Source organism: Mucilaginibacter sp., from assembly GCF_036568825.1.
Lineage (GTDB): Bacteria > Bacteroidota > Bacteroidia > Sphingobacteriales > Sphingobacteriaceae > Mucilaginibacter.
Map to the genome: position 1 here is coordinate 16376 of NZ_DATCRU010000063.1, position 11873 is coordinate 28248.

An 11873-nucleotide genomic window follows, 5' to 3' on the forward strand; every position below is an offset into this window, starting at 1 on the left:
AATGGAGGCAATCTTGATAAATTGATGACGCCGGATCTACCAGCCCATCGTAATTTTATTTTGCTATTTATACAAATAGTAATACCTCTTAAATGAACAAAAACGTAGGTTTTTTTAACTTTTCCGTTAATAAAATACTCACAAAAGATCAGACCATTCTCGATCAGGCCCGCATACGCTTATTATATTACGGTTTATGGCTGGCAATTGTAGCCGTAGGTGCGGTGTGGCTCAACTTATATATAGAACACCGCCAGATACTTACCTATAGCACAAGTCTTCTGTTCCTGAGTCTTCTGATCCTGTTTAAATACCTTACTTTCAGACCAAGGTGGGGTATAATATCGCATATTTTGCTGGTGCTGGCTACTATGGTGAATCTCACCAATGTGTTTATCACTTTACAAAGCGTTGACATCATTACCGCACAGATCACCTTCCTGATCATTGTATTTAGCTTTTATATGCTGGGGCAAACGTGTGGGTTGTTTTATTCGCTGGTGAACCTGATCCCGATCCTGATATTCCTGGTGCTGATGTTTAACAGCAGTTATGTGATCGGACTGAAGCCGAAAGTAGTGGATGAGTCAACCAAGATCATATCTATCTGCGCTACATTCATCTTTATAATTTTTATTCAGAACTATTTCTATCGGGCTTTTATAAAAAATATCAGGCAATTAAAAATCACTGCGGAAGAACGTGGCAGCCTGAATGAAGAGCTGGAAAAGGTACTGGAGAAAGCGGAGAAATCTTCACAAGCCAAATCAGAATTCCTTTCCACTATGTCGCACGAGATCCGTACGCCAATGAATGCGGTAATCGGCATGACCAACCTGCTGATAATGGGTAATCCAAGACCGGATCAAAAAGATAATCTTGAAATCCTGAAGTTTTCTGCCAATAATCTTCTTGCGCTGGTAAATGATGTGCTCGACTTTAATAAGATCGAATCGGGCAAGGTAGTGTTTGAAAGTATCAAATTCAACCTTGTTGAGCTAATGCAGAACGTATGCGGCGGTCAGCGTTTAAAAGCAGAAGAAAAAGGGCTCGATTTTATACTGGAAATAGATAATAGTTTAAGGAATAAAGACGTTTTCGGCGATCCAACACGATTAAGCCAGATCATATTTAACCTGGTAAGTAATGCTATCAAGTTTACGCATAATGGCACCGTTTGGGTAAATGTAACCCAACTGGAAGACCGGCACAATATGATCACTGTCGACTTTTCGGTAAAAGATACCGGTATCGGTATCGACAAAGAAAACCTGGACATGATCTTTGAGCCATTCACCCAGGAGTCGATCACTACTACCCGTCAGTATGGTGGCACCGGTTTAGGCCTGGCCATTGTAAAACGTCTGTTGGAGTTACAAAATTTGCGAATGAGTGTGCAAAGTCAGCCTGGAAAAGGTTCGGAGTTCTCATTCAATATGGAATTCCCGGTAACAACCGAAAATGCTGTAGAGCCAGAAAAACAACCTGTGATAGCTGTTGCTGCAGTTGAAAGCATTGGCACACCGCGCGTTTTGATTGCCGAAGATAATATGGTGAACGTGATGCTGATGAAAAAGCTGTTCTCCAAATGGAACATCGTTCCAACCATTGCCGAGAACGGTGAACGGGCAATCGAAATGGTTCAATACGGCAACTTTGATATTATCCTGATGGATTTGCAGATGCCGGTATTGAACGGCTTTGATGCTGCTGTCGAGATCAGGAAACTGCCGGATCCTAAAAAGGCCAATATCCCGATTATCGCGTTAACCGCTTCGGCTCTGTTTGATATTCGTGAACGTGTATTTGGTTCAGGCATGAATGATTACGTATCTAAACCATTTAAACCTGATGAGTTGCGTGAAAAAATGCAGAGCCTTTTAAACACTACGGCCATTCAGAGCTGAATCTGGTTATAATCAGGCAATTCTTCAATAAACTGGTAGTTGTTATTCAGAAAGTCGATACGGCAATAATAATGTTTTAAACCATTGCTTACTGCCAGCAAGGCTACTTTGTGCACCATGTTATATCGCGCCACCTGGTCGAAAACCTTCTGATCGATATTTACTGATGGCGCTTTGCATTCTATCAGCAAGATTTTTTCTCCTGACGAATTAAAAACAACGATATCACTCCGTTTTTGGTTCCCGTGTAGCTTTAGGCCACCTTCAAGCTTGATCAGCGTTTTCGGATATCCCTTATTATTAATAAGATATTGCACAAAATGCTGCCTAACCCATTCTTCAGGCGTAATAATAATGTGCTTTTTCCTGATCTCATCAAACAGCGTCAGCCGGCCATTATCATCAATGATTCGGAAAGGATAGGGCGGTAATTGCAGCGGCTGTAGCATGGGGTAAAGGTAGTTGATTTGGTTGAATGGTTGTAATAGTTGGAAAGGTTGTAAAAGTTGTAGTGGTTATAAAGGTTTTAAAAGTTTAAGAGATTGTTGACAACGTCTCCAACCATTACAACATCTACAACTACTTCAACTTCCCCGAAAATAACTACTTTTGAATCACGCTATGACTGCCGACGATATTCTAAAAGACCTCAAGAACCGTAAGTATAAACCACTCTATTTGCTGCATGGCGATGAGCCATATTTTATTGACCAGGTAAGTAATTATGTGGAGGATGAGCTGCTATCTGAGGCCGAACGTGGTTTTAATCAGACGGTGTTGTACGGTAAGGATACCGACGTAATGACGGTGCTCAACGCTGCCAAACGTTACCCCATGATGGCCGAATACCAGGTGGTGTTGGTAAAAGAGGCCCAGGATATGAAATGGGGACGCGATGATGATGATAAAAAGTCGATCAACCCTGTACTGAGCTATCTCGAAAATCCCTTGCCAAGTACCATCCTTGTTTTTTGTTACAAATACGGCAAGTTTGATAAACGCAAGAAGACTTACAAGGCGATAGAGAAGAACGGTGTCGTTTTTGAATCGACAACTTTGTATGATAACAAAATACCATCGTGGATAGAAAGCTTTGTTACCGGGAAAAATTATAAGATCGATCAGCAGGCCTCGGCTATGATGGCTGAATATTTGGGTAACGATCTTTCTAAAATCGCCAATGAGTTAGAGAAACTGATGCTGAACGTATCTGCCGGACAAACCATCACCATGCAGCATGTGCAGGATAATATAGGCATCAGCAAGGAGTATAATGTTTTTGAATTACAATCGGCTTTAAGCAGAAAAGACCCGTTTAAGGTAAATCAGATCATTAATTATTTTGAGGCTAATCCTAAGGCGAACCCTATTGTACTGGTATTAGGTAATCTGAATAATTTTTTCAGCAAGGTGCTGCTTTATCATTATGCAAAAGATAAGTCACCCCAAAGCCTTGCCCGCGAACTGGGGGTAAACCCTTATTTTATAAAGGATTACGAATTGGCTGCACGCAGTTACAATTATGGTAAATCCATGCAAATTATAAGCTTGTTGAGAGAATATGACCTAAAAAGTAAGGGTGTTGATTCCAATGCCGGACCCGGGGAATTGATGAAAGAATTAATGTTTAAAATATTACATTAGTTTTTAAAACAAACGACAATATTATTTGTTCGCCCAGAAGTAATGTGCTTGTAATTAAATTATTAAGGTTTTTTCATAATTTAATTTATAATTCACATGTATTAAATAAATAATGTGCACCTTTACTCTTGACTCCCATTTTGGCGTTGCAAAGTGATGTTAAGCACTGCATCTTAACAATTTTAAAAGTTAGTTAATGAACATTTTTGTAGGAAGCCTTCCGTTCAAGATACAGGAAGCAGATTTAAGAGAACTCTTCGAAGCATACGGAGACGTGAACTCAGTGAAAATTATTAATGACCGTGAAACAGGCAGAAGCAAAGGCTTTGGTTTTGTTGAGATGGCCGATGCAGAAGCTGGTAAAAAAGCAATTGCCGATTTGAATGGGAGTGAGGTAGCAGGCAGAAACATTGTGGTAAACCAGGCCGAAGACAAAAAGCCAAGAGAAAACAGAAGCTTTGGCGGCGGCGGTAGTCGTGGCGGCTACTCAGGTGGCGGCGGTGGTGGTTACTCAAGAGATAACCGCAGAAGCAGATAATTTCCAGAAGTTTATAGCATAAAAAAGCGTCATACCCTTAGGTATGGCGCTGTATACTATTAGTAGTATTAGTGAACTTTAAAGGTGAATAATTACACCCTTAAACGCAGCGATGCTGAGCGGCCCAAAGCCTCAATAAGTCCCGGATCAAAAGAACTGTCCCCATCCTTTTGAATCCAAACCATATTTTTATCTCTCAACAACTCTACTTTCTCACCTTCAAGCACTAATTCAAGTTCAGTGTGCTGATCAGTAAGCCTGCTGTTAATGATCTGATACGCATAATCCGTATCGTTGAATGTCATTCGTAATTGTAATCCCATAACACGCGAATCTTCTTACGTAAAGATAATCTAAGTTATTAATAGCTTAAATATTCAACTAGTAAGAAAATATCAACAATGCTTGATATTTTGTTGATAAGTAAATTTAGTTTTATACAATCGCTGGTTTTTCCACATAGAGGCCTATTTGCCTGAGTTTTTAACAGGCTATTTCCAGTAAAATATTTTTATTAAAGTCCCGGCTTTTAATTATTCTTCAATCCAAGTTTATGATCGTAATAGTCGAGTATAAAATCATTGTTCAGGAAGAACTCAAGGCTCATAACAGTCACATTACTTCCAGATTGAGACGGGTTCTCCACATAAGTAATGTTATCATTGGCCGACGTTGCAAAAGAATAAGTAAACCCACCCGGGGTAGTAGTAAGCGATACCGGGGTATTAACAGGTAATAATGTGGCGGTTTTACCTGCTGTTGGATCCTGGATATAGCTGTATGGTTCCGTTCCTGTATCGAATATTGTATTGGTAGTGAAAGTCTTGCCATTATAGGTTAGCGATACCGGGATAACCGGAGCATAACCATCGCCAGGATAATAGGTAAGCTGGTGCATGGTAAAGGAAGATAAATCTGATGAAGTTAAACCTAACGTTACAGCATCAGGTACAAGAGTACCATCCAGTGAAAAATTATTGGTGCCTAACGCGGCCATTTTAAATCCTTTTATAAGCCCTTCACCCGGATCAAAATATTGAAACGGACTGGAGATATAGGCATTGTTTGGAAAAGTGACGTCATATTCAGAGGATACACCCAGAACGTCAAATTCATGGTCGGCAAATACATTGCCCTTGGTATCAGAGGCTTTATAATATAGAAAGAAAGGCAGGCGCTTAATGGTAATGCCGCCGTCGCTGGCATCACCCAAAGTCACTGATGCATAGGCAAGATAACCGTATACATTGTCTGTGGTATTTACATCGTCACCATAGGAAATGGTTGATTTTTGATTATAAATGGTAATGCCGTTTACTACCGTAGAATCCCCTGAAAAAGTAATTCCATTGCTGGTGATCATGCTTGCAGGGATAATTCCGTGAGCATCAATCACCAAACCGCCCGAGCCGGTGTCGAACAATAAATCATAATCGGAGCTGCTTACATCCTGTGTGCCGATTTTTGACACAAAAGTGTAGAGTATTTTATATATGGATGAGTCGGCCTCATACAATCCAAATTTGGTTGGAGTTGCCTGAGTAGGTGTAGTTTGCGGGTTTTTCTTATCCTTTGAACAAGATGCTATAAAGAACAAAAGAAATATGCCCGAAACGGCAAGAAATAATCTTAAAGAATATACTTTCATCATATTGCAAGGGGGTTAATACGTCCGATATTAACTCAATTTATACAGCATTTATTATGCCATTTCAATATTTACGTGTTTGAACAGAAAATAGTTGGCTGTTTTTAATCGAATTAAGGCATTTAACTTTATTCTCATTTTTGTTTATGATGCCTTTTTCACAATTTTACGACTAATAAATGAAAATAAAATGAACTATTGGCTGATCAAATCTGAACCGCATAAATACAGTTGGGAACAATTTAATAAAGATGGCCGCACCATGTGGGACGGCGTGCGCAATTTTGCCGCCCGTAATAATCTGCGTTCCATGAAAGAAGGCGACCTGGCATTTTTCTATCACAGTAATGAGGGTAAGGATATTGTAGGCATAGCCAAAGTTGTTAAAGAATCGTACCAGGACCCAACCACAACCGATCCAAACTGGCTGGTAGTTGAATTTGCTCCTTTTGAACCCTTGAAAAAATCAGTAACGCTTGAACAGGTCAAAGCTGAACCTTCATTAAAAAACATGGAGTTAGTTCGCCTTGGCCGCTTGTCAGTTAGCGCTGTAAAGAAAGAGGAATTTGATAAGGTATTAGAAATGGCCAATAGCTAATAATTTGAATCATTACTCACATCAACCTTATGCCTGACTTTAGAAAACTAGCGGCACTAGCTATAGTTGCATGCTGTTCAATTACTGTTAATGCCCAATCTGCATTTAAAGGATTGGAAAATCTGTTCGATACACCTGAAAATTATATAGTTTATCATGTCGATCATCCGCCTGTAATTGATGGTAACATCAATGAGTTGGTTTGGCAGCAGGTGAACTGGACAAAAGAGTTTGTTGATATTGAAGGCCGCGATAAACCCAAGCCGCCTTTAGCCACTAAAGTAAAAATGCTTTGGGATGATAGCTGCCTTTATATAGCAGCGCAATTAACTGAGCCACAAATTTGGGCCTATATAAAAAAGCATGACGCGGTTGTTTTTCAGGATAACGATTTCGAGTTTTTTATAGATCCAAGCGGCTCAACCCAACCTTATTACGAAGTAGAAGTAAACCCATTGAATACGATTTGGGATTTGCTGCTAACCAGGGCCTATCGCGATGGCGGAACTTCAGTCTCAAGCTGGGATGTACCGAATTTAAAATCGGCAGTAAAAATACAGGGTACGCTGAACGACCCATCCGATAAAGACGAAGGCTGGACAGTTGAAATGGCTATACCACTTAAAGCATTAATTGTCAATTCCCGTTCACAACGATTGCAGGATGGTACCATCTGGCGAATCAACTTCTCGCGCGTAGAATGGGATACTAAGGTAGTGGATGGTAAATATGTTAAGCTAAAGGATGATAAAGGAAAAACGCTGCCTGAGCATAACTGGTCATGGTCACCACAGGGATTAATCGCCATGCATTATCCCGAAAGATGGGGATATATGCAGTTCAGCAAACAGCCTGTTAATGCTGTAACATTCAATATGCCATATTCCGAGGAGCAGAAGAAGTATTTATGGTTGATTTACTATAAGCAAAAGCAATGGCTTAGTGAGCATAAATCTTATGCCACCTCGTTGCACGATTTAGGTATTGATGACCATGCCAACATAAACGGTAAAGAGAATGCACTACAACTGGAAGCCACCAATCATCAGTTTATGGCATTTATAAAGGACGGTGACGAAAAGGAAGTGTGGGCTATAGATCAGTCCGGATGGGTGCGAAAGAATCCGGATCAACATCGCGAATAAACGTTATAATACACCAATAATCAGAAAAGCCAAACAAACTATCGTAAGCATAACCATCAGCGGATAAACAAACCGAAGCCATGCTTTGATACTTACGTTAACCATCATCAGCGAGGGCAGGATCAAACCCGTAGGCGCTAAGAAATACATAATTCCCATGCCAAAGTTGTAGGCATTAACGATCTCTTTTCCCGGCACTCCAACAATTACTGAGAGTGCACCAAAAACCGGCATTGTCAATACAGCCATGCCTGACGAGGAAGAGATAAATAATGTCAGGAAAATGTATAGAGCAAGTAGTGCAATAATAAATATTACCGACGGTAATGTGCCAATTGTATTGGCCGCATAAAACAGGATGGTATCCGTGATATGCCCATCATTTAATATAATAGTTACCCCGCGTGCCACGCCCACGAGCAGCGCTACCGATATCAGCGATTGTACTCCTTTAACAAAACTTTCAATAAAAACCTTCTCCGGCATACGGATTATAAATGCTATCAATACGGATGAGACCAGGAAAACCGTAGTCATTTCTAGCAGCCACCAATCGTCGAACAATACGCCACCGATCATAGTAAAGATCGTCGCAAAGAACAGGATCAGCAAAAAGGCATTCTTCCGGCCTAATTTTGGCTTTTCTTCATCGGTTTTACTGATGACCGGGAAAGGTGATTGAACATTGCCGTCAATCCGGTATACCAGCGATTTGGTAGGATCTTTTTTTACTTTTTGTGCATAGCGGACGATGTACCAGATCAAAAGGCCAGATGTTACCAGGAAGGCCAGTATTCTTTCATAGAAGCCATCGGCCCAATTGATGCCGGCAGCATTGGATGCAATAATAGTCGAAAAAGGGTTGCTGAACGAGGTGAGGTTGCCAATGTTACAGCCTGCGAAAATTACAGCCACAGGTACCAGCAGATCGTAGCCCGCAGCAAGAAATAAAGGAACAAGGATAGGATAGAAAACCAACCCTTCTTCGGCCATGCCCTCGGTCGAACCGCAAAAGGTGAAGAAGAACGTAACAATGACAATCAGCCAGGCTTCCTTGCCTTTCATCAGGTGTGAGAGATAAGCCATGCCTTTTTCCATGGCGCCCGTCTGGTTAAAGATTGTAATAAAACCGCCGATGATCAGGATGAAAAAGATAATATCGACTGTATCATAAATGCCCTTTATAGGCGCTTGTGATACATTTAATGGTCCTTGCCTGTTCTTTTTAAGTTGATGATAGGTGCCGGGAATAGCCACCGGTTTGCGGATGTCGCCGTTTTTGAATTTCTCGAGTTTGATGCGGATATGCAGGCTATCCAGCGTATGTTGTGTGCAGGGGACAGTCTTACCGTTTGAGATAGTAAAGGTATTGTCGTTATAACTTAGCTTATAATATTCTCCGGCAGGCAATAGCCAGGTAGCAATAGCCGCAACAATAATTACAATAACAATGACCGTTATAGGCGTAGGAATTTTGCTTTTGGAAGCCATACTAAAGAAATTGTGATATGTGGTTTCTAGTTTCTAAATCTATGGCTTTTAGTTGATTAATCCTTTTGCTCGGCAAAAAATAGAGCCTTCAACTCAGTAGCATCATCCGGTTTCATCTTTCCTCCAAGGATCAACCTTAACTGGCGACGACGCAATGCCCCATCAAATAATATTTTATCTTCCTCAGTTTGTGGTTCAAGCGCAGGAACAGGGATGGTTCGTCCGCTTTGGTCGACAGCCACGAAAGTATAATAAGCCTCGTTACTTTTTACCTTAGTTCCCGAAGGTATATTTTGCGCCCATACATCCAGCCGAACTTCTACAGAAGTATTAAATGCTCGGGTAACCTTTGCTTCCAGCGTTACTACATCCCCTAATTTGATAGAATGCTTAAAGGAAACATTATCAACTGACGCAGTTACTACAATACGATTGCAATGCTTTTGTGCCGAAATAGCTGCAGCAATATCCATCCAGTGTAGCAGGCGTCCCCCCATCAGGTTATTCAAAGTATTGGTATCGTTGGGCAATACCAGTTCATTCATTATCGTGTGCGAGTCCTTAGGGGTCTTTGCGTCCATAGTCGAAATTTTTGCAAAGATAGTGTTTTGTGAAGTATGGTGGTTGAATGGTCAACATGACTTCACGGAATTGTTTTTAAACTTATAACGGCAGAAGGAGGCTCCGCTGGAGCCAGCATACAATTATTGACATATACTATAAACAGGTGACTCCTATGGAGTCGGCCGGTTTTGCTACTAATAGCTCCATAGGAGCTTCCTGTTTATAGAAAAAATTTAATGTTTTTATGGCTCCGTAGGTGCCTCCTTTTACAAGCGACTCCTTAGGAGCTTTTATAATTTAGCTTTTTTTAAAGATTCAAGTATCTCGAAGCCAATTTGCCGTAAGGCAGGAAGTACAGGAATATTATCAAATGTTCTTGTTACACCACTTTTAGTGCCTTTTATAATAACTCCACCCGAATAATGATGTCTAAATTGATCATATTGGCTATCGATACTGTTGTCTATGTGTGCACCACCTTCTTGATTAGCCGCTTTCAAGACGAGTGTTGATCTGGAAAGCGATGATCCATCTTTATTTTGAAATACTATCTGTGACCACCATTGATCAAAATTAATCCATCGCTCAATATTAGGACGCGAGGATGTAAATTCTGGTCTATAAATAGCTATTCCGCCAATGCCATCATGTACATTGCTCATATAGTAATAGGTGAGTCCTGTAAAGGTGATATTTGGGTTGGTTTTCGGTAAGCTGCTATCCAGAAAATCTATATGCTTGCTTTTCTTATGGGTTAGGGCAGATGTTGATGATGGAGTGTCATGTACCAATACCCGAATACTAGTTGCAATGTTAAGTGCTGCGATTTCCTTTCCTTCGTCAAAATTTTCACAAGCTAACTGTAAAAGTGCAACTTGGTCTCGAAACCTCGCCTCAAGATCTTGTACATTACGAACTATTTTCATAACGTAATTTAAGAAATCAACCTTAATTCTTCGCCGCCTTCACAGGACGATACCCCACCAATTCTGTCCACCGTGCACCAGCAGGATGATAATAAACCAGAATTTGATATTCGTTCTCAGTTTCATAATGAGAACCTTCAAAGAATGCATCATCGGGCTTTTGAGTATTTTTAGGCACCCACACATATTCATAATCGTATACGCCCTGTTTTAATAATAGCTGAATGTAATAGCGGCTCTTGGCAGCATCAAAGTCCAGCTTGCTGCTTTCATCCATCCGGTAATTATTAAACTGGCCAACAATATAAGCAGAGCCATCACCGGCCGACTTAGTGCTTGCGAGAGTGAAATACATATGCGCATAATCCGCATCAACACGCGGGTCACTTCCATCCTGGTTGAGAATATAGAAGTTGCCGTCATTATCATAAAACAAGGTGTAATTGGGTTGATCTAACGTCGGATCAGTCAGTAGAATAACGGTATTGGCAGTATCACGATAGATATGCTGTACGCGGTCAGAATTCAGCTTCAGACTACGCGTATCAAAATGCCTGAATTCGTTTAATCCCGGGAAATCAAAAGTGCTTACATCGTTATAGATTAATGTATTCCCTCTTATGTTAGCAGGTTGCGTGGTCATCTGCATTGTCTCAGGACGAGCATTTTGCATGATGAAAGCCTTGATATCATAATTAGGATTCTGTACCCGCAATGCCCCGTAATTGATCTGCAGGTTGATCTTCTGGTTAGTTTGCCGCAAATTATTATCTGTGGACGGAACCATCTCGGCCAGGGTAGATACCTTAGCATCAACCACATAAAAGCGCTGGATGATCAGCAGTTTTGACTTATCACCATTTTCGTAAACCTTCAGGACGTAATTGCCGGATATTTTTGGTTTGATGTTTTCGTTAGGCAACTTTATTTCATAATGCGTGAATTTCTGAAGTGTAGCAGTGGAATAGCTGTAATTGAGGATTTTATCTTCGGTGAAATTTTGCAAGTACTCCATCGGAGAAAGAATGGAAGGGTTCCAGTTCTCATCACAATGCTCAATGGTGTAATACAAATCCCGTGTACCCCCGTGCAGATCGTCGAAATCTAATTGTAGCTGTTCTTCCGAATTAAACTTGATAATGGGGAATGATGGATTCTTCTTGGTATTAAAAAACTCAACAGTTTTAATCTCTGGCCTTAAGACCTGGTTAGTATAAGGGGACTGAGCGAAAGCGCGGAGTGCAAAAGAAAAAACAACCCCAAAAATGATTAGCCATTTCATGATGTGATACGGATTATTACTGTGTATAGGTGTCATGCTGAGGCACTCGAAGCATGGTGGGCAAAGGCCTTTACGCTCACATTTCGAGTGCCTCAGTGTGACACATATATTACGAATTTAAATCTAATCA

At 40.7% G+C, this 11873-nt stretch carries 12 protein-coding genes; 5 read left to right on the forward strand and 7 right to left on the reverse strand.

Annotated features, from left to right (window positions below; all coding sequences use genetic code 11):
• Positions 1 to 92 precede the first annotated feature (92 nt).
• Positions 93 to 1907 (forward strand): ATP-binding protein, encoded by a 1815-nt coding sequence (locus VIM89_RS13685; protein WP_488156728.1) that lies wholly within the window; start codon positions 93 to 95, stop codon positions 1905 to 1907.
• Here VIM89_RS13685 and VIM89_RS13690 read toward each other — a convergent pair.
• Positions 1898 to 2356 (reverse strand): type I restriction enzyme HsdR N-terminal domain-containing protein, encoded by a 459-nt coding sequence (locus VIM89_RS13690; RefSeq protein ID WP_488156729.1) that lies wholly within the window; start codon positions 2354 to 2356, stop codon positions 1898 to 1900. The genes VIM89_RS13685 and VIM89_RS13690 overlap by 10 nt on opposite strands.
• A 172-nt stretch (positions 2357 to 2528) precedes the next feature.
• Here VIM89_RS13690 and holA point away from each other — a divergent pair, with 172 nt between their 5' ends.
• Together holA and rbp are read left to right on the forward strand one after the other, a co-directional pair.
• On the forward strand, positions 2529 to 3551 hold the full coding sequence (gene holA / locus VIM89_RS13695) for a DNA polymerase III subunit delta (protein WP_488156730.1): 1023 nt from the start codon (positions 2529 to 2531) through the stop codon (positions 3549 to 3551).
• Between the two features lie 196 nt (positions 3552 to 3747).
• The gene (rbp, locus tag VIM89_RS13700) at positions 3748 to 4089 is read left to right on the forward strand and encodes an RNA-binding regulator (protein WP_488156731.1); all 342 of its coding nucleotides are present in this window, start codon (positions 3748 to 3750) and stop codon (positions 4087 to 4089) included.
• Between the two features lie 92 nt (positions 4090 to 4181).
• Here the strand turns inward: rbp and VIM89_RS13705 are convergent, their stop codons facing one another.
• Both VIM89_RS13705 and VIM89_RS13710 read right to left on the reverse strand, forming a co-directional pair.
• Positions 4182 to 4394 (reverse strand): hypothetical protein, encoded by a 213-nt coding sequence (locus VIM89_RS13705; RefSeq protein WP_488156732.1) that lies wholly within the window; start codon positions 4392 to 4394, stop codon positions 4182 to 4184.
• 224 nt (positions 4395 to 4618) lie between these two features.
• Complete coding sequence (locus tag VIM89_RS13710; RefSeq protein ID WP_488156733.1) at positions 4619 to 5740, reverse strand: hypothetical protein; 1122 nt, start codon at positions 5738 to 5740, stop codon at positions 4619 to 4621.
• 187 nt (positions 5741 to 5927) lie between these two features.
• Here VIM89_RS13710 and VIM89_RS13715 point away from each other — a divergent pair, with 187 nt between their 5' ends.
• Entirely contained in the window at positions 5928 to 6335 is a 408-nt protein-coding gene (locus VIM89_RS13715) for an EVE domain-containing protein (RefSeq protein WP_488156734.1), read from the forward strand.
• Positions 6336 to 6364: 29 nt separating this feature from the next.
• Positions 6365 to 7480 carry a carbohydrate-binding family 9-like protein gene (locus VIM89_RS13720; RefSeq protein WP_488156735.1) on the forward strand — a complete coding sequence of 372 codons (1116 nt, stop codon included), beginning with the start codon at positions 6365 to 6367 and terminating at the stop codon, positions 7478 to 7480.
• A gap of 3 nt (positions 7481 to 7483) precedes the next feature.
• Here VIM89_RS13720 and VIM89_RS13725 read toward each other — a convergent pair whose 3' ends face one another.
• The 4 genes from VIM89_RS13725 to VIM89_RS13740 all read right to left on the reverse strand — a co-directional run bounded on the left by VIM89_RS13725 (position 7484) and on the right by VIM89_RS13740 (position 11743).
• On the reverse strand, positions 7484 to 8971 hold the full coding sequence (locus VIM89_RS13725) for a YfcC family protein (protein WP_488156736.1): 1488 nt from the start codon (positions 8969 to 8971) through the stop codon (positions 7484 to 7486).
• Between the two features lie 56 nt (positions 8972 to 9027).
• Positions 9028 to 9552: an acyl-CoA thioesterase gene (locus tag VIM89_RS13730; RefSeq protein WP_488156737.1), complete on the reverse strand. Its 525-nt coding sequence runs from the start codon at positions 9550 to 9552 to the stop codon at positions 9028 to 9030.
• A gap of 273 nt (positions 9553 to 9825) precedes the next feature.
• Positions 9826 to 10461: a hypothetical protein gene (locus VIM89_RS13735; protein WP_488156738.1), complete on the reverse strand. Its 636-nt coding sequence runs from the start codon at positions 10459 to 10461 to the stop codon at positions 9826 to 9828.
• A gap of 22 nt (positions 10462 to 10483) precedes the next feature.
• The gene (locus tag VIM89_RS13740; protein ID WP_488156739.1) at positions 10484 to 11743 is read right to left on the reverse strand and encodes a type IX secretion system plug protein; all 1260 of its coding nucleotides are present in this window, start codon (positions 11741 to 11743) and stop codon (positions 10484 to 10486) included.
• Positions 11744 to 11873 lie beyond the last annotated feature (130 nt).